This is a genomic window from Bradyrhizobium sp. th-b2, from assembly GCF_000426785.1.
Taxonomy (GTDB): domain Bacteria; phylum Pseudomonadota; class Alphaproteobacteria; order Rhizobiales; family Xanthobacteraceae; genus Bradyrhizobium; species Bradyrhizobium septentrionale.
This window is the reverse complement of record NZ_AUGA01000061.1, coordinates 1-23,347: the sequence shown is the minus strand read 5'-3', so window position 1 is coordinate 23,347 and position 23,347 is coordinate 1. Positions and strand designations below refer to the sequence as shown.

Sequence of the window (23,347 nt, the reverse complement as noted above, 5' to 3'; positions counted from 1 at the left end):
TCCTTGGCTACCGAGTTTCTGCGCCGACACGACGCGTGAAGGCGGCCAAATGATACGAGGTTTGGGATGAACCGTCGCGATATGATGAAGCTGGCTTCCCTGGTCATGCTTCCGATGATGCCGGGAGCAGCAATGGCACGTTCGGATAGCAAGGCACCTCCGTTGAGGTACAAGGTGTTTACCGTCACTCGTCCGGGCCTGAACCGCGATGTGCCGCCCGGTAAGGAGCCCCTTATGTGGGTGGCCAATTCGGCGACGCTCATCTACGGAGAGCAAGACGCGGTCCTCATTGATACCTTCCTTACGGTGGAGCAGTGCAACGGTTTGGCTGACGCCATTGTTGCGAACGGGAAGACGCTGAAGGCAATTTATGTCACTCATGCACATGGTGATCATTTTTTTGGGATAAAGGTTTTGCAGGATCGATTCCCAAACGTGAAAGCCCTGGCGACACCTGAGGTCGTCGCAAAAATGAAGCTTCAGATCACGCCGGAGAAATTGAATAGCCGATGGCGCAAACTGTTCCCAAATCAAATTCCGGACCTCATTTCCATCGCTGACTCCTTGGAAGGCAATGAGATCGATTTGGAAGGAAGCAAATTAGTCGTTGTGAAAGTCGGGCATACAGACACTGATGATACGACGTGTCTCCACGTCCCATCCATCGGATTAGTCGTCGCTGGCGATGCCGTCTATAACGGCATTCATCCATTTCTCAACGAGTCGAACAGGCAAACCAGGCTGGAATGGATCGAAGCGCTGGACAAAATCGACGCTCTGAAACCGTCAGCGGTCGTTGCGGGACATAAGATTCCTAGCAACGATGACAGTCCGAAAAGTGTGGAGGAGACGCGCCAGTACATCCGTGACTTCATTCGGTTGAATGACGCGACAGAAACCGCCCGCGAGCTCTATGACCGGATGCTGGAGCTTTACCCTGATCGAGCCAATCCCGGTTCCCTTTGGAGTTCTTCAACAGCTGCCAAGACCGGGACATAAAATCGCAGGCACCCGCAACGCGATAGTGGATTTCGCGATGTAGCGAACGTCCACCGCCGTGCCAAGCACTCACGCCACCATACTAAGCACAAACAGCGGCTCGTCGTGTCGGTGGTTGCGTATGATTCCTTCCCTGGGCACCAGTTACGATATTCCGCGACGTTCTACGACCTTTTATGATGCAGCTCCGGGTTCGGGAGCGCAATGTCGTTCGACAACTGATTGATCGCAGCACGCTGCGTTGGTGGAGCTTGGTCACTTGGCGAGGTTCATTTCGCAGAAGCGCGGTTATGGAACGGCCGCTGTTGGCGCGAAGCGGACCTTCGGCCGGAGTCGTTCGTCCCACAGGCGCCAACAACGGACTTAGACGTTTGACCGATTCTCCTGTCGGCGAACGAGAAGCGCCGCGCATGGGCTCAGCGCCCTTCCCTGAGGGGGCTCCCACAGGCGCGCTCCGGCGTTGGGTCCTCGGATACCAGGCGCTTCGCGAGACAAAAAACGTGGTTCTCGCCACGGGGTGGAGTAAACTGAACTTCTCATTCTGGGGGGGCGGCTTGACCGCCGGCGCAGGCCGGCGTTGTGGCGCAGTAACCAGTGATGAGTGTGGCCAAATGTGCGTGTGAACGCCATGGATGTCTCTGTCTGGCTGCTCAGCCTCGGCCTGGAACGCTACGCGCAGGCATTCCGGGAGAACGCGATCGACGAGGCAAGCCTGCCCAAGCTGACGGCCGAGGACCTCAGAGACCTGGGCGTGACCGCGGTCGGCCATCGCCGCCTTCTCCTCGATGCGATCGCCGCGTTGCGAACTGAACCCAGGTGCGAGGCCACCGAACATTCGGTCGAGCCCGATCGCTCCGCCGCCAAGGCTACGGAAGCCGAACGCCGCCAGCTCACGATCATGTTCGCCGACCTCGTCGGTTCCACGGCTTTGTCAGCGCGGCTCGATCCGGAGGAGCTGCGCGACATCATCGGTACCTATCACCGCTGTTGCGCCGAGGTTATCACCAGCTCAGGTGGCTTTGTTGCAAAATATCTCGGTGACGGCGTGCTTCGGTTACCCGCAGGCGCATGAGGAGGACGCTGAACAAGCTGTGCGCGCGGGTCTCTCGCTGATCGAGGCGGTGGCCAAGCTCGATGGCCTGTCGACCTTGTTGCGCGTGCGCGTCGGTATCGCCACTGGCCTCGTCGTTGTGGGCGATCTGCTCGGCGAGGGTGCTGCTCAGGAACAGGCGGTCATTGGTGAGACCCCCAATCTTGCGGCTCGGCTCCAGGGGCTTGCCGAACCAAACGCTGTTGTCATCGCGGACAACACGCGCCGTCTGCTAGGCGGCCTGTTCGACTATCGCGATCTCGGCCCATTGGCGATCGCCGGTATCGATTTTCCGGTGCATGTCTGGCGGGTCCTAGGTGCGAGCACGGTCGGCAGTCGGTTCGAGGCCCTTCGGGCCGCCAACACGCCGTTGATTGGCCGCGAGGAAGAAATCGCGTTGTTGACGCGACGTTGGGAACAAGCAAAGGCCGGCGACGGGTCTGTCGTCCTGATCGTCGGCGAGCCGGGCATCGGCAAGTCGCGCATCGCCCAAACGCTGCTGGAGCAGCTGGGCAGCGAGCCGCACACGCGGTTGCGCTATTTTTGTTCGCCGCATCATCAGCATAGCGCGCTTTATCCCAGTATCACCCAGCTTGAGCAGGTAGCCGGATTTCGACGCGAGGATACGGCCGAGACCCGCCTGGACAAGCTCGTGGCGGTGCTGGCTCTGGCAAACAAGGAGCTGAGCGAAGCCGTTCCTTTATTGGCGGACTTGTTGTCGATACCCACCGGAGACCGCTACCCGCCGCTCAATTTCACGCCACAGAAGCGCAAGCAAAAAACGCTTGAGGTGCAGCTGGCCCAGGTGGAGGGACTCGCGGCGCAGCAGCCGCTGTTGATGCTATGGGAAGACATTCACTGGAGCGACCCCACCACGCTGGAGTCGCTGGATCTCCTGATCGACCGGGTGGCGACGCTGCGGGCCATGATCATCGTCACCTTTCGACCCGAGTTTGCGCCGCCCTGGGTCGGCCGCCCACACGTGACATTGCTCAGTCTCAACCGCCTGCCGCCCCGGCACCGCACCGAAATGATCACGCACCTGACCGGTGGCGAGACCTTGCCTAAGTTCATCGAGGAACTGACCAAGTCTGTCATCGAAAGCGGATGGATGGCCGGAGGAGGAGAGCATCTGGCGATTCCGGCTACGCTCCAAGCCTCGCTTCTGGCCCGGCTCGACCGGTTGGCGCCGACGCGGGAAGTGGCGCAGATCGCGGCGACTCTCGGGCGGCAGTTTTCCCATGAGCTGATCAGCGCGGTCGCCGATATGTCGCCATCGCGGCTGGAGGACGCTTTGACGCAGCTTATACGCGCGGAGCTGGTGTTCCGGCGCGGAGCGCCGCCTGATGCCTCATACACCTTTAAGCACGCGCTGGTGCAGGACGCCGCCTATAGCACCATGCTGCGCGCCCGACGGCAGCAACTGCATGGCCGCATCGCCAGCACGCTGGAACGCCAGTTTCCGGAGATTGCTGCGGCTCAGCCTGAACTTATGGCGCAGCATTGGGCCGCAGCTGGCGCCGTCGAAAAGGCAATCGAGTATTGGGACAAGGCTGGCCGCTTGGCCGTGCGACGCTCGACGATGGCCGAGGCCGCCACGCACTTTGGCAAGGCACTCAACCTAATCGCAAACCTGCCGAAAAGTCCGGAGCGGGAATCCCACGAGCGTTCGCTTCAGCTCGCGCTCGCCGGCGCGCTGACGGCAGCCAAGGGATGAGCATCACCCGAGGCCGGCCAAGCATACGCTCGTGCTCGCGAGCTGTGCCGTGACACTCCGGAAGGAGCCCAGGTAGCGACAGCATGGTCCGGCGCCCACTCGTTCTTGCACAATAGCGCAGAGATCCGCGCGGCCCATGATCTGGCGAACGAATTACTCCTGCTTTCCGAACGCCGAAATGACAGGGACACTAAGCTTAGCGCATCGAAACCTGGGCATCAGTCTTTTGTTTCGTGCGCAATTCAGTCGCGCGCTTCCCCATCTGCGACAGGCGCTCGATTTCTATGACCCGGCTGAGCACCGACCTCCGAAGCTGACACCCCACGATCCGCGCGTTAACTGCGAGAGCTTCATCGCCTGGATACTTCAGCTGCTCGGACGACCGGACGAAGCGCTGGCGCAAAGCCAACGCGCGCTAGCCTCCGCGCGTGAACTGTCGCATCCTTATACATTGGCGTTCGCTCTGCACGTCAATTGTGTCTTTCACCAGCTTCGCGGCGAAGCAGCTATCCTTGAGGAACGAGCCGAGGAGCTGGTCGCACTCGCCACCGAACTCGCTTTTCCCCACTTCGTGGGATCAGGCACCTGTTTCCGAGCATGGGCCACGCTTGAGATGGAGGGATCCATCGACGAAGCCATCAGAAAAATGCAGTGGGGGCTGGCGACTAAGCGAGCAACGGGGGCCGAGATCAAAGTGCCTTACTACCTAGGTCTACTAGCGGAAGCACACAGGCGCGCGAACCAGAACGCCGACGGGATCGGCCTGTTAAACAAGGCCCTGGAGGTGGTCGAACGAACTGATGAGCGGTGGTACGAGGCGGAGCTGTATCGGCTCATGGCTGAGGCGCTGATCACCGGGTCGGATCTAGACGACGCCGAACGCTGGCTGCATCGCGCGCTTCACACAGCGCAAAAACAAGGTTCGAGATTCTGGGAATTACGGGCCGGCACGAGAATGGCTCACCTCTGGCGTGGTCAAGGCAGGCGAGCCGAAGCCCACGATCTGCTCGCACCGATTTACCGCTCCTTCACTGAAGGCTTCGATACGCGCGACCTCAAAGAGGTGGCCGCGCTATTAGCCGAGTTGGCGTAGAAAGAGCACTTTTCTTCGAAACCCGCGACTTCTGCTTGGGGTCAAGGTGCGACTTCCACGGGGAGGGCAGCTTCTGGCGCAAAGCGGCCGTTCGCGGAAACAAAATGCCCGCGAAGCAAACATCAAAGCTCACGCTACCGGCAGTAGTTCACGAACTAAACGTCTGTCGCGAGCAATTCGTTTAAGTGCTTATCGAGCTGACTGATCGCGCTGGGATCAGCACCGAAAAGTGCAAGATGGCCATCGATGGTTTGGATCGGCCGGAACTCGGCATCGGGAACCAGCCGCCATTCGGCCTGGCAATCGGACGGCGGGAAGAACATGTCTGAGGACATCGGCATAACAAAGGTCTTGGCCTTGATGCGGCCCAACGCGGCCCGCAAGTCGCCGCCGGTGTGGCGGCTCACGTCGCCGCGCTGCCATTTCCATGCCATGCACAGCAAATCGTTGGGATCCATGACGCTGAAATAGCCGTTCATGAAGTTTATGATGAAATCGTCCATCGACGAAAAGCCCAACGCCTTGTGCCGCTCTTGCTGGAAGAATTCCGTGCTCCAACCCATAACGGCCCACATTTTAGCGTGGCGCAGGAGGCCCTCCCTCACGTCGACCGACGACGCGTAAAAGCCCTTGTTAAAACCCGGGTCGGACGTGATCGCCTCGACCAGCGTTTCCGTGAAAAGGGAATCGTGGATGGTGTTCCTAGCGGTGCCGGCGATAGGCGCCGCGCGTTTCACCATGTCGGGGTAGCGTACCGCCCACTCGTAGGTCTGCTGTGCGCCCATGGAACCGCCCACAACAAGCGCGAGACGTTTCAAGTCGAATTTTTCCGTGAGAAGCTTGTATTGCGCGCGCACATCATCACCGATGCGCACACAGGGAAAATTTCCCATCCCGGCTGGCGCCGGGGTATTGTGCGGCGAAGATGAAAGACCATTGCCAATCTGATTGACGACAACGATGAAGTACTTGTCCGGATCGAGGGCGCGGCCCTGACCGACATACACCTGTTCGATGATTTTGTTTGTGCCGGAGTACCAGGTGGGAATGAGAATGGCGTTATCTTTCGCAGCATTGAGCTTGCCGAAAGTTGCGTAGGCGAGTTTGCAACCGCGAATCGTACCGCCTTCTTCCAAATCGAGATTGCCGATGTCGTGAAGCTCGTAGGGGCCGTGCACGTCCTGCGAGTAGTAGCTGTTCTCGATCATTATCTCCTCCCGGCAGCGTTGGTGGGGCGGCAAGGCTGATGCCTTCTAAATCTGGTTACGCCAATTCGAATCCTTCGTAGCCCTTGGCTGCGACCTCGTCGCACTTCTTCCTGTAGCCGCCGACGCCTTCTGGCCCCAAATAGGGCAGGAAGGCGCGCGGCTTGCCGGGGATGTTGGCGCTCATGTACCAGGAGTTAGCGCTGGTCATCAGCGTCGCGTTGACGATTTCGTTGACATGGGCGACCCATTGATCCTGCGCCGCTGGCGTCGCCTCAATGGTGGTCTTTCCGGTCTTGCGCATAGTTTCAATGCAGTCGGTGATCCACTCCACATGCTGCTCAATCGACACCGGCATGTTCGACAACACAGAAGGGCTTTGCGGGCCGGTGATCGTGAACAAGTTTGGAAAGCCGGCGACCGAAATGCCAAGGTAAGTGTGCGGTCCGTTCAGCCACTCCCGATCCAGCGTGCGGCCGCCACGGCCTTTCAGGTTCAGCGCCTTCAGCGGGCCGGTCATGGCATCGAAGCCGGTGGCGAAAACGATGACGTCGAGGGCATATTCCTTGCCACCTGCGCGGATGCCCGTTTCGGTGATCTCTTCAATCCCTCCGTCGGCTTTTGCATCGACCAGCAGCACGTTGTCCTTGTTGAAGGTGTCGTAGTAGTTGGTGTCCAGCGGCTGACGCTTGGTGCCGTAGGCGTAGCCCTTGGGCATCAGCTTTTCGGCGACGACCGGGTCCTTCACGGTCTTGCGGATCTTGCGCTTGATGTAGTCGGCGCAGATGTCATTGGCCTCCTGCGAGAAGAACATGTCCTGATAGTTGGCCAGCCAAAAGGCGAATCCGCCGGCGTCCCACATCCTGTCGAACTCACGCTCCCGCTCCACGGGTGTTGCCTCCAGCACCGACTTCGGAATGAAGTAATGTTCCTGGCCGAAGAACGATTCCCGGATCCGCTTGGCGATGCCCTCATAGTCCGCCTTTCGCGCCTTGGCCAATTCGGGGTCCACCTTGCCGTTGCGCGCCGGAACGCAGTAGTTGGCGGTGCGCTGGAATACGGTGAGTTGCTTAGCCTGCTGCGCAATTTCGGGAATGGCCTGCACCGCCGTGGCGCCGGTGCCGACCACTCCCACGCGCTTGTTGGTGAAGTCAATGCCGGTGTGGGGGAAGCGGCTAGTGTGGTACCACTTGCCCTTGAAGTTCTCCAAGCCCTTGAACTGAGGCATGTTCGTGGTCGACAAAGTGCCTACGGCCGGGATGAGGTAGCGAGTCGTAACCTCTTCTCCAGTGTCGGTACGCACCGTCCACAGGTTGGTTGTCTCGTCGAATTCGGCGCTGGTCACACTCGTATTGAATTGAATGTCGCGCTTCAGGTCGTGGCGTTTGGCAACGTGCTCCAGGTAATTGAGGATTTCGGGCTGCTCGGGATAGCGTTCGGACCATTGCCACTCTTGCAGGAGCTGCTTGTCCCAGGTGAAGCAATAAATGTAGGCGTCAGAATCGCAACGAGCACCGGGGTAGCGGTTCCAGTACCAGGTGCCACCTACGGTTTCACCGGTTTCATAGACTCGCACCTTCAATCCCAATTTGTCCCTTAGCGACTTCAGCATGTGCAGGCCGGAAAAACCTGCACCGATGACGACGGCGTCAAAGTTTTGAGTTATGGCCATTTCTCCCTCCAGGTTTGTTATTTGAGCGGACCGCAGAGAAAATCGGTCCTCCATAGATGGAAAGACCGGCAGCACGTGCCGCATAAGCACGGCTTAGGACGCACATTTCCAAAAACCGCGAACCGCAGCGTTGCATCAGGATGACGCCAGACGTTCGGCGCGAGGGGTGGATCCGTCTAGTGTCGGCAGGGCCTGCCATGGCTGCGACAACGCTGGCCGGTCTGAACCATGCTCTGGAGGTCGTACCTCCTGCTTTGGTTCTCCTAACATGGCCGATCTTCCTACCGAACAAGAGTTCATGCAAGAAAAAGACACCCGCGCATCTCGATCAACTGAAGGCAGTACGCTTGCGAACGGCGTGAGTCAGATGAAGCATGACGCGTCGGTGATGCCGACGGTGGTTCGTTGTGACAGTAAGGTTGTCCAATGTATTGCGATGCACTGCCCTCATGATGCCGGAGTCGAAGAGAGCCGTTCTGACTCCCAGAACTTCAAAGCGACCTAGACTCGACTGGCCGTGATGTCGAGTGAGCAACGGATCGTGCGCTCAAGCGATCGACCAAGCGCAAGGTGTATGTGCGGCTTTCGCGGTTGTTCTTATGCGTTCGGATTGATGCGAGCTTCGTCGGGCGCTGCGAAACGAGCAGTATGGCAAACCGTAACACCTGAGATGTTTCTGAGGCATTTGCGCGTTGAGCGTATGACCGCGGCTAACAGACCGCTTGTGGTGCGCAAGGGACCAACAGCTGACGTTCGCGCGAGCGATTAGAGCTCGATCTGCTCGGCGATGTTTAGAGCGTCGTCCACCTCAATCCCGAGATATCGAACAGTGCTCTCCTACTTCGTGTGGCCGAGAAGGAGCTGAAACGCGCGGAGGTTGCCAGTTTTACGATAGATCTGCGTGGCCTTGGTGTGCCGCATCGAATGTGGGCCATAGGAGGCCGATTCCAGGCCAATGATGTCAACCCAGCGATGCACAAGTCGGGCGTATTGTCGTGTGGAGAGGTGAGGGCGGGCATGAAGTCGACTTGGGAATAGATATCGGCAACTTGTTGTCCTGACCGTTCTTAGCCAGACTTCAACAGAGACCTTCCGTTGTGTGCGGGTCGATCAATTGGGACAGGAACGAATTGGATTCAATGAGTGTTGTCTTATGTCCAGTGCGGTCCGGCAGACGGCGCTGGCGACCCAATGTAACCTTGGCCTCAGCTCGCTGGGGCCGTTTCTTTTACTCTTTCGTCAGCCTGTAAACGTCACCGGGCTTGAGGTTGAGTTGTTCGAACATTCGCTCCTGCTTCCCTGTCACCTCGACATCCAAAAGTTCGGCTGTCCACCCCTCGGGGACGGCGGCGAGGACCAATGTCAGCGCTTGGCTTGGCTTAGCTAGTGCGATCCAAATTTGCCGTTTTGCCACGTCCGGCGAAAGATCGTCCGCGGTCACTTCAACAACAGCAAAGGAGTTCCCGAACGACTCTGCCATGGTCGTTCAAAGCGGACGCTGGGCGCCTTGTTTCTCTGTCTGGCCGAAATACGCCACTCGCCGTTTCAAAACAGGCAACTGCGCAGGAACGATTTAGGGGCGTTGAAATTAGGCAACAAGGGTGAATGTCTGTCCTGCCAAGCCTGTTCATTCACCTCAAAGTCCCAGCGCCTCTCCCCCGAGGGCGCTGGGATTTGTCGTTGCGCTCTACTAACTGCCAAGCCGCCTTGTGTTCACTTCTGAACAGAACGCCGAACGGCAGCGGTTTATAATTCGGATAGCTCAAACCCAACGGTTAGGACCCGTAAGACGAGGTGTGCCATGAAGCGACGACGTTTCAAGCAGACTATGTCCCTCGAAGAACGCCTTGCTCAAGAAGCTAAAGAACTACGGCAACGGGCAAAAGGGCTTCCCCCATGTCGAGAGCGGGAGGCATTGCTAAGGAAGGCGCGGCAGGACGAAACAGCCGTCCATTTGACCGAGTGGCTAAGGTCCCCAGGACTGAGACCGCCCGGCTAGAAACGCTGATTAATTTAGCGAACATGTTCTGTTTTGATCAGACGGGTTTCACCGCGTCTGATTTGATCGAGCCATGTTCACCGCAGCAGAGTGCCGGGAAAGGGCAGTTGAGAAGCTGGCGCGCACCTCAGCGAATGGCTATTGTCACCTCTAGCGGAGCGATCGGATGGACGACGAGTTGCCCGTGAGAGAATTCAGTCTGAGCGAATGGCGAAAAAGCCTCCATCGCCTTGCGGACTGGATGACGCGCGGTAACCGCAATCCGGAGCCGTCCCGTCCTACCGACCCGGCGCGCACCGAAACGCCGATCCGAACAGAACTCCCATCGCGTCAACCGCCGCGACCGCGCTAGTAATGGCCACGAGCGTCCTATGCAGGCTTACGCCGTTCGCTCTCAACCCTATTCGCCGCCTTTAGCTGGTCTGTGATGTAGTCGGAGATATTCCCGATCTCAGCCTGCAGGTCCGCTTCCGGGATACTTTGCTCCTTGGCAGCATCGATGAGTCGGCGGCTCAATTCGGCCACATCCTGGGACGCGCCGATGGTCCGATATTGTTCGACAGCGTGAACGCTATTTTCGATCCAGAAATCGATAAACTCGCGCGCCTTGCTCATCGTGCGTCCTTTCCGCGTTCGGCGGTCAGCCGGAGGCGCCTTTGGCGAAATTGAACACTTCGCCCAGTTCATTTGAGGCAAAACTCGAATTTGGGCATGCCCGGGAAATAGGTATTGAGGGCGGGGATTGCTAATCGCAGCGCGCGCTACGGCTCCACGATGATCCGGAAGGCCTTCCTCTGTTCGGCTGTCGCGCGGGCCCGCTCCAGCGCCGCCGGGTAGATCAGCTGCTCGTTGAGCTTGACCTCGTAGAGGATCGCGCCGGTCTCCGAGACCAGCGTGAACAGCCAGAACCTTCGGCCCGCCGGCGGGTGCCCATGTTCGCGTTCATAGCGGGCGGTATAGACCTCGATCTCAGCCATCGGTCCCCATCTTTGCCTGCGGAAATTTGAGAAGGCCTATTCAGGCATATAAATTGCGATAGGTGGCATTCGCTCTTGACCCAAATCAACGAGCGGCGCCGCGACAGTCTCAGCATCCACAGCATGAAATGGGACTGGATAACGATAGCCGGTTGCGCCTCAATCGCACTTACCGTGCTGATCCGCATCGTCCTAACGCGATGCAGTCGGGCGCTACAAAAGAGGAAAAGTGAGCAATTTTGCTCAGACCCCACGATGAGGATATGCAATTCGTGCCTTACCGGGGTTTTGCAAACCTACCCGGGGCAGGAAGCCGCCGCCCGCGATGCATTTAAGTGGGCGGTGTTTTTATATGAAGCAAGGCCGCCTCAGTTGGCGGCCTTTTCATCGCGGCGGGCAGGTGAGCTGGGGCTCCTTCTGGAGTAGCCCGCTAGCGCAGTATCGATTGCCACTTTTTCCCGATACTTTGAATGGGCGCTCCTCCGGAAAGGGGCGCCCCAGATCATTGGCCAGTTGATCTTCTCGATGTAGTTGCGGCCATCCTGGATCGGCTCAAATGCTCGCGCATGCTCCATGATCCTGCGAGCGGCCTTCTCCGGGTTGGCGTAGGGGCGATCTGCGGTGAGTTTCATCGGCGGGGAATCACGATTTCCATCCCGCACTGAATGGCATCGCATGGCCGACCCTGTCATGCCAATTCGGAACGATGTGCACAGCGTCGGCCGCGCCGTAGGGCGTCAGTGCGACCAAGCGACCGCACCCCGCTAGAAACCTTCAGCAACGCGAGCTATTATACCTTCGTCACCGGCCGAAGGTCAGCCCGTAGGCGCCGGTGGTTGAGAGACGTTCCCGCGCTCCCGCTGCAAAGGAAGAGGAGCGCGTCATGGAACGCTATTTCTTCGACATCCAAAGCGGCCGCGATCTGTTCGCGGACGAGGAAGGCTTGAGCCTGCCAAGTCAAAAAGCCGCCGAAGTCGAGGCGGCGCAGACGCTCGCCGGGATGGCCAGGGATTCCGCTTTTTCAGGCGAACGGCCCGATATCGCAGTGGAAGTACGCTCGGCGACTGATCGGCTTTTCTGTGTCTCGATAGTCTACCGAAACGTCAGCACGAAGCATTGAGGAAGTAACGTCGCGGCAATGAGGCATTACCAGAAGCAGTTCGATCGGTAGACGTGCCGGCAAAGATGAGCACCGGCTAGCGTTCTATTCTCATGAGTTCGTTGATCATTCGACCCAGCGCTTCGATGGTGAAAGGTTTCTGGATAGCAGGGACATCGGCAAAATCGGGCGGGATGCCGCTCGCGCCGTAACCGGTTGAGAAGATGAAGGGGAGCTTGCGTGCCTTGATGACCTCCGCCACCGGTAAACTTGATCTGCTCGCGAGGTTTATGTCTAGGACAGCAAGGTCGAACTCACTACTGCTTGCCAGATGAAGCGCTTGATCGAAGTGAGCGGCCTCGGCTGCGACGGTATGACCGAGTTCCTCTAGCATTTCCACGACCAGCATCCTGATCATCGCCTCGTCTTCGACGACGAAGACAGAATAGGTTGGTCCTGTCACTGGAATGCTTGGTTTGTGTCGGGCAAAATTCAGCCTTGTGAGCGGCCCCAGCAACCCTTGGAGGCCCAGGGGGCGATTGCTGGGGCCACATGGCCAGTCCCGCGTCAGTCGAGATTGGTCAATCTGATCGCATACCGAATCCGGAGAGGAGACAAGCGAGAATGGGAGTCTCTTGTCGCGACGCTGCGAAAACGTGGCAATATTACCACGCGGATTCACATAGGTTATCTTCATCAGAAAGCAGCACCGCGGTGGGGAACGCACCTGTCCACGAACGATTCAAATGAGATGCGCTATCGAAGGTGGACAGACGAAGAAATCGAACGATGGTCGCTGCGCGAGCGAGTGCTAACCGCATCGCGGATAGCGCTTCTCCGGAAAGGGGCGCCCCACAAAGCGGCCCCAGTGCGCTCCCCAAGCCCTGCCGGGGCTGTTTCGATTCAACGCGGGTCATGGACAAACAACCGATACCCATCGGTGAACAGATCATCGCCATCGCGTTGCTGGTGATCTTCGCGCTCGTGATTTGGTACGGCGCCATGATCTGAGACTGGGCCGAGCAGGCGAAGTGAGGTCCGTTACGGTGAACACCGGACGAGCGTCACCCTTGCTGCTCTGGCGACTCCGGTAGTCATCCCTCGATAATGAGGCGACCCAGGAACGCATTGCAGGCCTGCTCGGCTTCAGCGAACGTGCTGAAGGGCGATCCGGACACTTGAGCCGCGGGCATATTCAGAAACTCTGGGCGATATGACGCAACAAAACCGGGCTTTCCATGCAAGCCAGGTCCACTTCGGCTCTCGCTGCTGATAACGAATGAATAGTCGTCGCTGCTTGCGATCCAAATTTCCAGATCCTCAGCAGTATCCACGCGGCGAAAGTGCAGGGCCATTTTAACCTTCCACCAGGCGAGGTCCAAGCTTGTCCTCCGCCGTCATCCAGGTGAACGCTTTAACCTGCTTTTGTGCGATTGGCCGCTTCAGCCTCCCGCGCCAGCCGTTCCGCCTTTAGGCGCTCTCGATTGTCGTGGAGTGCCTTTTGCGCTTTCGCGTATTCGGTCATAGTTTCCTTCGTCCTGACCGCTCTAAATATCTTATGGGCTTCGCGTTCTGCAGCTGTCGGCGCCCGGCGGTTTCGGTCGTTAGTCATTGGTTGACCTCCCATCTGGGCTCGATGAGTTAACGCATAGATATGGCTTTCGATCCTGTCGGCTAGCGGGCAACTCGAGGTCTCTGATTCCGACCAGACCGGCCGGCACATGCCAGCCGGCCGGCAACGAGCGAGTAAACCGAACACCACGCAGCCGACTTTTACGGGGCGGGCTGGGGCGCCGACTGTGAGCAGGAGGCTCCTAATGAATACGTTCGTCTCGACCGCGGCGGTCGCCGCGGCGGCCGCTGTTGCCATGAACGCGGCCGCCGATGAGCCGCTTGCGATCGATCACAAAGGCATCTTGGCCCGTGTCGAGCAAATCGTCGACCTGCTGCGCACGCGATACATCTGCGACGGATGGAAAATGGATGAGGACGGTGCGGCGCTGGCTCTGGACTACTTCCGAAGACACGTCCATGAACCCGCCTTCAAGGATGCCATCATTAACGAGATGAGATCGATCAAGGCCGAAACGGCTGATGGCCGGCGCGCGAAGGTTTCGGTTCTATTGAATTGCGTAATGCCACGCGAATGGCTCAAGTCGGACGACAAGGCCGAATGAGAGATCAAAGAGGCCCGTGAGCTTTTATTCGAACTCGTCGGGGGCGAGCCGAGTGAGCAGCTGCGCGAGCAGTTCACGACGGCGCTGGGCAGCATCGTCGCCTAGATCAGAAACTGCCGTCAGTCGCACAGCCCAACCCGCCGTCACGCCCGGCGGGCTTTCTATTTTTGAGCGAGCGCAAGGTGGCGCCGCTCAATGGCGATGGTGCCCCCAACCATAGTGGTGGCCGCGTCCCCAGCCGTAGTGATGCCCACGACCGCCGCGATGGCCCCACCCATGGCCGTGGCCATGACCGTGACCGCCCCTGACATGGATGATAGCATTGTCGCCACCGAGAGCATTAGGCATTGCGGCAGGCAGTGCGGACGCTGTTCCTCCGGTAGCAAGGCTTCCGAGGGCAGCAAGTCCAACAAGTGCAAATTTGAGCCTCATGGTTTCCTCCTGTGGCACTCTGGAACGTTGCGCACAGTAGGAAGCTCAATGTGAACGAGGGATGAGCGACGACGTTAGGCGGGGGTCGTCGGCTTGAATTCATGAGCAGCGCGAGCTACGGTCCCCCGCTCGCACGCCTCAAGCCCGCTGGTTCAATTCGGCTTGTTTTTCTCTGGGCTTTGAGAGAAGCGGCGAGGGGTTGATCCGGCTTTTCAGATTGATGCTTTTCGGGCTGACGCGCTTCTACTGGTCGCGCAAATCTGGCGGCCCACCGCCGTTCGAACTTTCTTTGAATATCCCGAGGAACGTCGCACATAACCCACCTCCGGGTTCAGCCCCCTCGATGGGGCCTCAACGCGCAAGGCGCTCTAAAGGATCCTACGGGCGCCACTTTCATTGGTTGGTAAGCCACCTTTGACGACGACAAAAATTCCGCTCGCGCGCATGCTCGCTAACGGCGGAGTTGATTCGGCCATGATGCTGGAAGCCGTCGTGCCGCTGATGGGACTGGGCGCTTGCGCCCTGCTGCTCATTGCCTTCTGGGGGCTTACGCGCTAGTTCCAATAAAGACGCCGCCGGTCTCACAAATGCACGCCCGGCGGCGTTTTCTTCCTGAACTGGGATGCTGAAATCCCAGCATCAAACTAACTGCAGGGCCGTGCCGTTAGATTGAAAGCGGGACGGGCACTTGTTGTTACGCCTCGACACCTTGCGGGAGCGGGAACAAGTTTCAATGCTGGGAGTCATGCATATGGCTCCCGCGATCTGGTTGCCCCCCGACCGGGAGTTTAGTGGCGGCCCTGGCGCTCCCTGCGCCGGGGTCACTGTCGGTTAAGCAAGCCGTCGAGGAGGCAGTAATCCTGAGATGCTCGCCGGTTCACGGGCGAACGGGCTGTGGTCAGGGCAAGAAGTCTGCACCTGCCCACTTTCTCTACTGCCAGGCCAAGGCTTGGGTCAGTCTGGTGACGCGCTTTCCTCGTCGTCGACGAGCCGGTGAAAAAGTCGGCTCCTGTTGTCACTCTGATCGGGGCAACGACTGCGCCTGATCGGGCTTGTTGCTCATGCGCTTACCGGCTGCGGCTGGCTTCACAAGCCGGACGTGTTCTCAAGGGCGCGGAGCCTCCGGGCTCCGCGCTTTCATCGGTATAGCAGCGGCTTTGATGGATTTTGGTTTCAGGGCTCTCCGCTTCATGGTCGCGGTTTGCTTCTTCGACTTTAGCGCCTGTGGTCGCTTGTTTGTTTCGCTCACGAATTGCCCCCCTCGAAATTATTCTGGCCACGGACTTGAGCCGGATTTGCGTGACGTGACGAGTCGTAACTGCATTTTGACGGACGAACCTCCTCGTTTGTTGCGGAATTGAGACAGAACCAGCCCGCGCTTATCGTTACCGGCGCCGGCTAGAAAGCGGGCAAGCGGGCTGATGGCGCCGGCGAGCTTGACGCCGTTACCGACACCAATCTGGCCCAATTCGTCAGCCGGACCGAGTCGGAAGAGGCTTGGCGGTCACAATGCCGCTCTACAGCCATTGTCAGAGGACAAGCGGAAGTGGCTCAGACATCCTCGAGCCGACGTAATTGACCCGGATTGGACTTCCTTTGCCAATCGACGGGCGCAGAGTTGACTACACAGATTGGCTCGGCAAGCCCGCGAGGCCGCGCACTTTCGAGATGAGGACAGATGGAGGGATGCAATCCCCGCCGGTCACGCTCAAGTGGCAGATGCTCCTCGCCCGTTTAGGAATTCGTTAACCATCGCGGCCTAGCCTAATTTCATGGCCTGGTCATCATCAGCCGATCCGCTCGGTTCGTTCTACCAGAACAGCCGGTGTCCGCCGAGACGCTGACATATGCCGCGCTAGGTGCGTGCCTGAAAATCTCGCGCCAGTGGCCGCTTGTCGCTTGCTAAGCGACTGCGCTTGCCGCGCTCACTTTCGGAGCAAAATCCTGGTGTATAGCAATCCGTGTCCCCTCATTCCCCAGCTCGGTGGAGCAATTGTGAGGCAAAAATGACCGACATTTGCGAGATGAAGGCGCGCATTACCGTGTTTGGGGTCGGCGGTGCCGGTGGCAATGCAGTAAACAACATGATCGCGGCTGGGCTGCAAGGCGTCGACTTCATCGTCGCCAATACCGATGCACAGGCGCTTACCATGTCGAAGGCCGAGCGTCTCATCCAGATGGGCACGCGGGTGACGGAAGGTCTCGGCGCTGGCTCGCATCCTGAAGTGGGGCGCGCCGCAGCCGAAGAGACGATCGACGCGATCCGCGATTCTTTGACCGGCGCACACATGGTGTTCGTTACTGCCGGCATGGGCGGCGGTACCGGCACCGGCGCAGCGCCCATTATCGCCAAGACCGCGCGCGAGCTTGGCATTCTCACCATCGGCGTAGTCACTAAGCCATTCCACTTCGAGGGCCAGCGCCGCATGCGCCTTGCCGAGGCCGGCATCGCGGAACTGCTGAAGGTGGTAGATACTCTGCTGATCATCCCAAACCAGAACCTATTCCGGGTGGCCAACGAGAATACCACGTTCTCCAATGCTTTCGTGTTGGCCGATCAGGTGCTTTATTCGGGTGTGGCCTGCATCAGCGACCTCATAGTCAAGGAAGGTCTGATCAACCTCGATTTTGCCGACGTTCTCGCCGTAATGCGGGAGAAGGGCAAGGCCATGATGGGCAGGGGCGAGGCTTCTGGCGCAAACCGCGTGCTCACCGCCGCCGTGGCCGCGATTTCAAATCCATTGATCGAGGACCCTTCGATCAAGCGTGCCAGCGGCCTCATAATCTCCATCACTGGCGGCAAGGACCTGATGTTATTCGAGGTCGACGAAGCTGCTACCCGCATTCGCGACGAGGCCGATCAGGACGCCAATATCATCATTGGCGCATCGTTTGATGAAAGCCTGGAGGGTATCGTCCGCGTCTCGGTAGTGGCGACCGGCATCGATAATCTTGACCCGGCACCCCACGCGCAACCAGCGGAAAGCTCACTTACAGAGCTCGCTGGCAGGCTGCGCAACGACAGCCGTCAGGTCGCCGGATCGAGCGGAGTACACCGCTGACCGACGCGCACCGCATCGGCGCTTCGGTCCAGTTCGCGCATTAAAGGAGTCCGATATCGACCTTGGCTGATCCGCGTCCATGAACGCCGGGCACTCGGCTACTTCCCGTTATGGCCCTAAGCAGATATCGACGCGCCCGCAACCGAAGTCGGATTTTGACCCTGACCGGACATCGTTGAAAAAACGTGCGGTTCTAAACCACCTGCGCCTGCGGCGACCAGCAGCTATCCCGCCACGCAAGAGGTGAACTGCATCAGGCCAGCCGGTCGCGCAGCGCCTTAGCGTCCCGCAGGACTGGCGTGTCGAAGCCTTCGGTGAACCAGCCATACACCAGCGCGAGGAGGTCGTGAGCTTCCGTGCACTTGCCTTGATCGCGCCACAGGCGGGCGAGGCTGGTCGCCGCGCGCAACCCAAACGTCTTCGCGCTCTGGCGCTCCGCCACGGCGAGCGCCCGATGATAATTCTGCTCCGCAGCGACTTGGTCGCCTCGCGCATTCATCATATCGCCTCGAATTCGATGCAGCTCGACCTCACCGGACCGCTCGTGGGTCGTCTCGATGAGCTGCGCAGCCTCGACGAGGCAATTCTGTCCCTCCTGCAGATCCCCGACCTTGGCGTGAGCCTCGGCGAGAAAGCAGAGCGCGCGCGGCGTGTGCACGACGGCTCCGGCACCACGAAGCACCGAGAGCCCCCTCGCGAGCATCGCGAGGCCATCCTGCGCCTGTCCAAGTGTTGTCAATGAGCGACCATGCTGGAGAAGTCCGAGGCCCAACCAGAGCGGAAAACCGTGCTCGTCCGAGAGAGCGACCAGCTCTTCTGCGTGCCGCCGTGCGTCATGCGGCAAGCCGGCGGCCGCCTCCACCGCACACACCTTGCTCAACACAAAGGCCACCGTAAACGGATGGTCGAGCCCGCGGGCTTCCGACAACGCCTCGCTCACGCGCGCGCGTCCCTGATCGATGTGGCCCAGAAGCGCCAATGTCAACGCCAAGTGACCCAGGCTCGCTGCGTACGGATCGGCCACCGCTATGGCGGCGCAAATCGCGCGAGCGGCCGGATCTCTCAGGCCATCACACAGATCGAGAAGGGCGCGCGCTGTCACAAACTCCCCGCGAAAGTAGCAACTGGCGCCGTGGATATAGTGACCCAGCAGCAGAGCGACCTGATCTTTTCTAATCTCGCCAAATTTCTCCATCTGCTCGGCAAGGGACACCGCCAGTTCGTGCTCGGACCGAACCATATGGAAACCCCATTGGGAATAGAGCAGCGGGACAAGACGATCCGGCCGATCGAACCGCTCAGCGAGCGCTCGCGCCCTAACAAGGGTATCGCCCACCACCGGCGCCGAATACCCTCGAGCTGCCATCAGCGCCCGCCCCAGGGCAATTTGTAGGTCGAGTTCGTGCTGCACGGGCCGGGAGTTCTTAGGCATGTTCGCCAGCAATTCCAGGCCCTTCTGCAACTGCGCCACCGCTTCCGTCATCGCCGACCGGGCGACCGCTTGCTGGCCGGACTTGAGCCGGTAGCTTACCGCCTTCTCATTGAAACCGGCCTCGGCACAATGATGGGCCATGAGTTGCGGCTGAGCGGCCACGATTTCAGGGAACTGACTCTCCATCACCGTTGAAATGCGGGCATGGATCTGCTGGCGTCGACCGCGCAACAGGGTGCTGTAGACTGCATCCTGCACCAGTGCGTGCTTGAAGGTGTACTCTGCATCGGGTGGGGTGCCCCGCTGGAAGACCAATTCGGCGCCTACGAGCTGGGCCAGGGCCCCGTCCACCTGGTGCTGCGGCACAGCCGCGACGGCGCTGATCAGCTCATGCGAGAACGACCGTCCGAGGGCCGCACCGATCTGCGCCACCTCGCGCACGGGTGCCAAGCGATCGAGCCGTGCCAGGAGCGAGGCTTGGAGCGAGGTAGGGATGGCAAGCCGAAGCACGGGCCCCCTCGCATCAAAGCGGTCGCCGGCGTCGGTCAGCATGTCGCTCTCGATCACCGCCTTGGTCAATTCCTCGATGAACAGCGGCACGCCATCGGTCCGATCGATGATATGTTCGGCGACCTCCTGGGGCAACGCTTTGCCGCCGGTCACCCGCATGACCATTTCGGCGCGCTGTGGACGCGGCAGACGACCGAGGCTGATCTGCGTCACGTGCGAGCGCCCCATCCAGGCCGGCGCGAACTCTGGCCGGAAGGTTATGACCAGCAAGGCCCGGAGGGTGGCCACCCGGTCGACGATGAGGTCCAACAGGTCGAGCGAAGTGGGGTCGATCCAGTGCACATCCTCGAACACCATCAGTACGGGCCGACGCGCCGCCAGTCCCTCGAGCTGGGCCAGGAGGGCCCGAAGCGTATTCTCCTTGCGCTTCTGTGGTGTGAGGCTGAGCGGTGGATAGCGATTGCCGATCGGCACGGACAGCAGGTCCGCGATCAGAGGGACGGCCTCGTTGAGGTCAACGGTTGCCTCCGCAAGCAACGCCTCGAGCTTGTCCAACCGCTGCGGGTCCGTATCGTCACGCCGGAATCCCGCTGCCCGCTCGAGCTGTGAGATGGTCGGGAAAAGCGTGCTGTCCTGATGGTGCGGCGAGCAGAAACGGCGCAAGCGGATGTGTGGATCATCGCTCAGCCGCTCCACCGCGGTCTCGGCGAGGCGCGATTTGCCGATGCCGGGCTCACCCGATATCAGCACGACCGAGCCATCGCCGCGTTTTATCTGCTGCCAGCGGCACATCAGCAGCTCGATCTCCTCATCGCGGCCAAGCAGTGGCGTTCTGCCTACGCGCAAAGCCTTGAAGCGGCTATCGACCGCGCTCGCGCCCATGACTCGCCAGACCGGCACCGGGTCGCTGAATCCTCTGATGGACACGGTCCCGAGAGCGAGATACTCGAAGAGTCCTCCGACGAGGCGGCGGGTGCTGCCGTCGATGACTACCGTGTCCGGCTCGGCCAGCGCCTGAAGCCGCGAGGCCAGATTGGGGGTCTCACCGACCACCTCATGCTGCTGGGACCCGCCATCCCCGATGAGATCGCCGACGATCACCAACCCGGTGGCAATGCCAACTCGCACTCGCAATCTTGCCCCCGGACCGACATCGAGTTCTGCCACGGCCGCGACCAATGCCAGCCCGGCGCATACCGCGCGCTCAGCATCGTCCTCATCCGCCCGCGGATAGCCGAAATATGCGAGCACGCCGTCGCCCATGTATCTGGCAACGAACCCGCCAAATTTCTCGATCTGCTCGGCGCAGCAGCGATGGTACGCGCCCATGATTTCCTGCAAGTCCTCAGGGTCGAGCCTTGTCGAGAGCGCTGTCGAACCAACAAGATCAGCGAACATCAGCGTGAGATGACGTCTCTCGGCCGCGGTCCGAGGAGCTGGCGCGGGCCTCGGTCCGGCCTCATCGAATTCCGCAATCGCGCGCAATATCTTCCTGCGATGGCCGAGCGATACACCGATTTTTTCGAGGTCATGGTCGGTCAGATCGCGCAGAACGCTTGGATCAATGTCGTTCTCGGCAAAGCGCTGCGCGTATTGCCCAAGCCCAAGCTTCTCGAGCCACTCCGCAATCTGCTGCATTGGCTCCACCGACATCTGGTTGACGGCCGGCCGAATTTTAGACCACAGCGAAGAAACGTTATCCCGATGTTTCCGGAATAGCACGTCTTGTTTACAGCAGTTCGCCTGCGTGGGCCTTCGATTATTTGCCAAGGTGGTGCGTCAGTACGGATGTTCGCTACCAAGAAGCGCATGGCATGATGAGAACAACTGTACGCGCCCGATTTCGGCAGCAAGCACCGTTGCGCGACCGGACCAATGTGACCGGTACCGGCAACCAATTGAGCGGGTCCATGAGCCGGCGACAAAGGATTGCGTGACGTCCGGTTCTGGCACTTTTGCGAAGTAGCGCCGGACGCCGATTATCTCCGATGCCGGGGGTAAATCAGAAGCTATCGCCGAGCGGTCAAACCGACCCGACTGACCCTAAGCTGGCGTTGCCCTTAGGCCGCCTCGGATGTCCGCGCCGCTCGCATCGCGTCTGCGGGAACCGAAACATTTTCTGGCCTGAATGATTTACTCTTGGGGCTTCGCAAGATGCGAGGCATTCATGAACCCTTTCTCGGCGAGCGACGTATTCCTTACGGTCGCGATCATGAGCGTCACTTTCCTGGCCGAAATCGCTCTTTTCATCTTGATTGGACTGATCTGAAAGGATCGCGCCGTGCTGTACAGCGCGCAGCCAGTGCGAGGGTCTAGTTCTCCGTCATCCTGATGGTTGAGACCGGCCATCTTCCGTCATGGCCTTTGATCGAAATCCGAAGCCCGTGCAATTCATCCAGCCAAACGTGCTCGACCGTGCCTGCTTTTCCATCGGTAAGGACGACGCCTTTGCCGATCAATTCGGCTTGCGCCTCGCCGTACTCATTCAGGATTCTTGACGCACGGCGCTTCACCGATGGCATTGCTCATCCAATTCGGCCGAACCGTCGTTGGCTGAAGCGGCGAACCTGTCCCAGCGCTCAGTCGTTGGAATGATCGATGGTGATTGCTCATCCAATTCGCGGAGCCGGTCGATTTGCTGTCTAAGTCCCTCTGGTAGTCCCGGCTCTGGCTGCAGCGACTCGCCCAATCTCTCGCCGATCTCTCGAACGATGGCGCGGCTGTGCGTGTGGTCAAGGTCAACGCGATGGTCCATGCAATTGCTTTCGTTCCGTAAAGCCAACGCCAGCCATGTCCAACGCCGTAGCCTCAATGGAGGCGCGGCCAGCAAGTTTTGAATGGAACCGGAGACCGCCGCTTTTGGCTATCTGCGCGAGCGCTCGTTTTGACAACAGCGGGTCTTTGGTAACGACCTTTGGCTATCCGCGACATGCGCCGGCCTTTTTTGCCAGCGAGCGGCGGTCTCGTATTCTTCTAAAGCCTGGCGTGCGCTTTCGTTCCTTTGATTCCGATCGCGACGCGATGTTCCATTCGGAGGAACCCGGAGTGGGAGATCGACGCATCTCACAAGGCTTACCGAGTTCGCGCTCGACGCCATCGTTGCGCGCGGGAACCATTTATGAGAGTGCCGAGTTAGTTCATGGGGCGATGAAGGGACCATCGTCATGAAGACCAAATATCTCGCTGCGATCGCGATAGCTGTTCTTGCCGCTTGTAGTGGGCTGGTCGTGAATTCCGTCGGCTCGCTTCATCCCGAAAAGCAGTCCACGCTGTCCGCCAGACAAGTAGCGGACCGACTAGCTGGATCTTTGGATCCGTATTTGACACGGTCTGGTGGCTAACAGCCGGTGTAACTCAGAATGCGTTGGCGGCGCTCCTAAGTCATGAGGCATCGTGCCCGTTCGCCAAGCTAGGCTGTAACATATCCCATGGCGCTCGCACCCATACGTGGCGTTCCTCGTCTGTCAGATTGGGCTGCTTCTGCGTACGCCGCAACGTCGTGTCCGTTACTTCCGATATTGGCCCTTAGCGGACCTACGCGCGTCCCAGATTGAGGTCGCAAATGTCCCCAAAGGCGACATTGCATCCTTTCAGACAGCCGCGCGCACTCGCGATGAAATTCACCAGCGCGGTGCTCGTACTTGCGGGGGCCGCTATCTCGGTCGTCCTATGCGACCCGCTTTATGCCGGGCGGCTGCCATGTCCCTTCGCCCGGCGGCAAGATCGAAGGTGCTTCCGTCCTCGGCCAATATAGGCGCATCACAAGATAGATCGTGTCGTTCGGAGCAGGCAACCAGTTGGCTTCCTTGTCGGTGCCCGGCGACTTATTCTGGATATAAAGGGTCAGCGATCCGTCGGAGTTCGTCTTCATGTTGGGCAGCAT

General features: G+C 59.5%; 21 protein-coding genes and 1 pseudogene. 9 read left to right on the top strand and 13 right to left on the bottom strand.

The genetic code is table 11. From position 1 onward, the window contains the following. Nucleotides 1-66: 66 nt before the first annotated feature. The 4 genes from K359_RS0139260 (at nucleotide 67) to K359_RS59545 (ending at nucleotide 4,899) form a co-directional block, all read left to right on the top strand. A complete protein-coding gene (locus K359_RS0139260; protein WP_245284853.1) occupies nucleotides 67-999 on the top strand; it encodes an MBL fold metallo-hydrolase in 933 nt (310 codons plus the stop codon). Between the two features lie 628 nt (nucleotides 1,000-1,627). After that, complete coding sequence (locus K359_RS65945; protein WP_051346661.1) at nucleotides 1,628-2,071, top strand: adenylate/guanylate cyclase domain-containing protein; 444 nt, start codon at nucleotides 1,628-1,630, stop codon at nucleotides 2,069-2,071. Continuing rightward, a complete protein-coding gene (locus tag K359_RS59550) occupies nucleotides 2,022-3,806 on the top strand; it encodes an AAA family ATPase (RefSeq protein ID WP_198031243.1) in 1,785 nt (594 codons plus the stop codon). Before K359_RS65945 ends, K359_RS59550 begins: the two co-directional genes overlap by 50 nt. A gap of 136 nt (nucleotides 3,807-3,942) precedes the next feature. Further along, complete coding sequence (locus K359_RS59545) at nucleotides 3,943-4,899, top strand: hypothetical protein (RefSeq protein ID WP_156928912.1); 957 nt, start codon at nucleotides 3,943-3,945, stop codon at nucleotides 4,897-4,899. Nucleotides 4,900-5,054: 155 nt separating this feature from the next. On the opposite strand, the gene K359_RS0139250 is transcribed toward K359_RS59545, so the two are convergent. Next, nucleotides 5,055-6,107: an alpha/beta fold hydrolase gene (locus tag K359_RS0139250; RefSeq protein ID WP_029084121.1), complete on the bottom strand. Its 1,053-nt coding sequence runs from the start codon at nucleotides 6,105-6,107 to the stop codon at nucleotides 5,055-5,057. Between the two features lie 55 nt (nucleotides 6,108-6,162). Next, nucleotides 6,163-7,776 carry an NAD(P)/FAD-dependent oxidoreductase gene (locus K359_RS0139245; protein WP_035977894.1) on the bottom strand — a complete coding sequence of 538 codons (1,614 nt, stop codon included), beginning with the start codon at nucleotides 7,774-7,776 and terminating at the stop codon, nucleotides 6,163-6,165. A 268-nt stretch (nucleotides 7,777-8,044) separates the two neighbouring features. Here K359_RS0139245 and K359_RS62065 point away from each other — a divergent pair, with 268 nt between their 5' ends. After that, nucleotides 8,045-8,281 (top strand): hypothetical protein, encoded by a 237-nt coding sequence (locus K359_RS62065; protein WP_156928911.1) that lies wholly within the window; start codon nucleotides 8,045-8,047, stop codon nucleotides 8,279-8,281. A gap of 260 nt (nucleotides 8,282-8,541) precedes the next feature. On the opposite strand, the pseudogene K359_RS62060 reads toward K359_RS62065, so the two are convergent. From K359_RS62060 to K359_RS54475, 5 genes and pseudogenes are all read right to left on the bottom strand, one after another. Further along, a pseudogene (locus K359_RS62060) lies at nucleotides 8,542-8,874 on the bottom strand (tyrosine-type recombinase/integrase); the annotation flags it as partial. A gap of 130 nt (nucleotides 8,875-9,004) precedes the next feature. Then, a complete protein-coding gene (locus K359_RS0139235; protein ID WP_029084119.1) occupies nucleotides 9,005-9,256 on the bottom strand; it encodes a hypothetical protein in 252 nt (83 codons plus the stop codon). 888 nt (nucleotides 9,257-10,144) lie between these two features. Continuing rightward, nucleotides 10,145-10,390 carry a hypothetical protein gene (locus tag K359_RS0139230; RefSeq protein ID WP_029084118.1) on the bottom strand — a complete coding sequence of 82 codons (246 nt, stop codon included), beginning with the start codon at nucleotides 10,388-10,390 and terminating at the stop codon, nucleotides 10,145-10,147. A 146-nt stretch (nucleotides 10,391-10,536) separates the two neighbouring features. After that, a complete protein-coding gene (locus K359_RS0139225; RefSeq protein WP_029084117.1) occupies nucleotides 10,537-10,752 on the bottom strand; it encodes a hypothetical protein in 216 nt (71 codons plus the stop codon). Between the two features lie 368 nt (nucleotides 10,753-11,120). Then, a complete protein-coding gene (locus tag K359_RS54475) occupies nucleotides 11,121-11,384 on the bottom strand; it encodes a hypothetical protein (RefSeq protein ID WP_035977893.1) in 264 nt (87 codons plus the stop codon). 251 nt (nucleotides 11,385-11,635) lie between these two features. On the opposite strand from K359_RS54475, the gene K359_RS0139215 reads away from it, so the two are divergent. Beyond that, the gene (locus tag K359_RS0139215) at nucleotides 11,636-11,872 is read left to right on the top strand and encodes a hypothetical protein (RefSeq protein ID WP_029084116.1); all 237 of its coding nucleotides are present in this window, start codon (nucleotides 11,636-11,638) and stop codon (nucleotides 11,870-11,872) included. Nucleotides 11,873-11,948: 76 nt separating this feature from the next. Here K359_RS0139215 and K359_RS66360 read toward each other — a convergent pair whose 3' ends face one another. Next, nucleotides 11,949-12,548 (bottom strand): response regulator, encoded by a 600-nt coding sequence (locus K359_RS66360; protein ID WP_084518661.1) that lies wholly within the window; start codon nucleotides 12,546-12,548, stop codon nucleotides 11,949-11,951. A 397-nt stretch (nucleotides 12,549-12,945) separates the two neighbouring features. Next, on the bottom strand, nucleotides 12,946-13,233 hold the full coding sequence (locus K359_RS0139200) for a hypothetical protein (RefSeq protein WP_029084114.1): 288 nt from the start codon (nucleotides 13,231-13,233) through the stop codon (nucleotides 12,946-12,948). A 435-nt stretch (nucleotides 13,234-13,668) separates the two neighbouring features. Between K359_RS0139200 and K359_RS0139195 the strand changes: the two genes are divergently transcribed. From K359_RS0139195 to ftsZ, 3 genes are all read left to right on the top strand, one after another. Continuing rightward, on the top strand, nucleotides 13,669-14,028 hold the full coding sequence (locus K359_RS0139195) for a hypothetical protein (RefSeq protein ID WP_029084113.1): 360 nt from the start codon (nucleotides 13,669-13,671) through the stop codon (nucleotides 14,026-14,028). Nucleotides 14,029-14,874: 846 nt separating this feature from the next. Further along, nucleotides 14,875-15,018 (top strand): hypothetical protein, encoded by a 144-nt coding sequence (locus tag K359_RS62055; protein WP_156928910.1) that lies wholly within the window; start codon nucleotides 14,875-14,877, stop codon nucleotides 15,016-15,018. A 1,448-nt stretch (nucleotides 15,019-16,466) separates the two neighbouring features. Continuing rightward, nucleotides 16,467-17,522 (top strand): cell division protein FtsZ, encoded by a 1,056-nt coding sequence (ftsZ, locus tag K359_RS0139180; RefSeq protein ID WP_029084111.1) that lies wholly within the window; start codon nucleotides 16,467-16,469, stop codon nucleotides 17,520-17,522. A gap of 253 nt (nucleotides 17,523-17,775) precedes the next feature. Here the strand turns inward: ftsZ and K359_RS0139175 are convergent, their stop codons facing one another. From K359_RS0139175 to K359_RS54465, 4 genes are all read right to left on the bottom strand, one after another. Next, nucleotides 17,776-21,102, bottom strand: a complete 3,327-nt coding sequence (locus tag K359_RS0139175; protein ID WP_029084110.1) for an adenylate/guanylate cyclase domain-containing protein — start codon at nucleotides 21,100-21,102, stop codon at nucleotides 17,776-17,778. 674 nt (nucleotides 21,103-21,776) lie between these two features. Continuing rightward, the gene (locus K359_RS59520) at nucleotides 21,777-21,986 is read right to left on the bottom strand and encodes a PRC-barrel domain-containing protein (protein ID WP_084518659.1); all 210 of its coding nucleotides are present in this window, start codon (nucleotides 21,984-21,986) and stop codon (nucleotides 21,777-21,779) included. Continuing rightward, entirely contained in the window at nucleotides 21,974-22,219 is a 246-nt protein-coding gene (locus tag K359_RS54470) for a hypothetical protein (protein WP_035977891.1), read from the bottom strand. Before K359_RS54470 ends, K359_RS59520 begins: the two co-directional genes overlap by 13 nt. 912 nt (nucleotides 22,220-23,131) lie before the next feature. Beyond that, nucleotides 23,132-23,347 (bottom strand): DUF1214 domain-containing protein (locus tag K359_RS54465; protein ID WP_035977890.1); only part of this gene is annotated, 216 nt, incomplete at its 5' end.

Coding starts and splice junctions, on each gene's coding strand:
- K359_RS0139250 (WP_029084121.1), bottom strand. CDS start 6,107: ATGATCGAGAACAGCTACTACTCGCAGGACGTGCACGGCCCCTACGAG.
- K359_RS66360 (WP_084518661.1), bottom strand. CDS start 12,548: ATGAAGATAACCTATGTGAATCCGCGTGGTAATATTGCCACGTTTTCG.
- K359_RS0139235 (WP_029084119.1), bottom strand. CDS start 9,256: ATGGCAGAGTCGTTCGGGAACTCCTTTGCTGTTGTTGAAGTGACCGCG.
- K359_RS59545 (WP_156928912.1), top strand. CDS start 3,943: ATGATCTGGCGAACGAATTACTCCTGCTTTCCGAACGCCGAAATGACA.
- K359_RS0139215 (WP_029084116.1), top strand. CDS start 11,636: ATGGAACGCTATTTCTTCGACATCCAAAGCGGCCGCGATCTGTTCGCG.
- ftsZ (WP_029084111.1), top strand. CDS start 16,467: ATGACCGACATTTGCGAGATGAAGGCGCGCATTACCGTGTTTGGGGTC.
- K359_RS0139225 (WP_029084117.1), bottom strand. CDS start 10,752: ATGGCTGAGATCGAGGTCTATACCGCCCGCTATGAACGCGAACATGGG.
- K359_RS65945 (WP_051346661.1), top strand. CDS start 1,628: ATGGATGTCTCTGTCTGGCTGCTCAGCCTCGGCCTGGAACGCTACGCG.
- K359_RS0139260 (WP_245284853.1), top strand. CDS start 67: ATGAACCGTCGCGATATGATGAAGCTGGCTTCCCTGGTCATGCTTCCG.
- K359_RS59520 (WP_084518659.1), bottom strand. CDS start 21,986: ATGCCATCGGTGAAGCGCCGTGCGTCAAGAATCCTGAATGAGTACGGC.
- K359_RS0139230 (WP_029084118.1), bottom strand. CDS start 10,390: ATGAGCAAGGCGCGCGAGTTTATCGATTTCTGGATCGAAAATAGCGTT.
- K359_RS0139195 (WP_029084113.1), top strand. CDS start 13,669: ATGAATACGTTCGTCTCGACCGCGGCGGTCGCCGCGGCGGCCGCTGTT.
- K359_RS54470 (WP_035977891.1), bottom strand. CDS start 22,219: ATGGACCATCGCGTTGACCTTGACCACACGCACAGCCGCGCCATCGTT.
- K359_RS54475 (WP_035977893.1), bottom strand. CDS start 11,384: ATGAAACTCACCGCAGATCGCCCCTACGCCAACCCGGAGAAGGCCGCT.
- K359_RS0139175 (WP_029084110.1), bottom strand. CDS start 21,102: ATGCAGCAGATTGCGGAGTGGCTCGAGAAGCTTGGGCTTGGGCAATAC.
- K359_RS0139245 (WP_035977894.1), bottom strand. CDS start 7,776: ATGGCCATAACTCAAAACTTTGACGCCGTCGTCATCGGTGCAGGTTTT.
- K359_RS62065 (WP_156928911.1), top strand. CDS start 8,045: ATGGCCGATCTTCCTACCGAACAAGAGTTCATGCAAGAAAAAGACACC.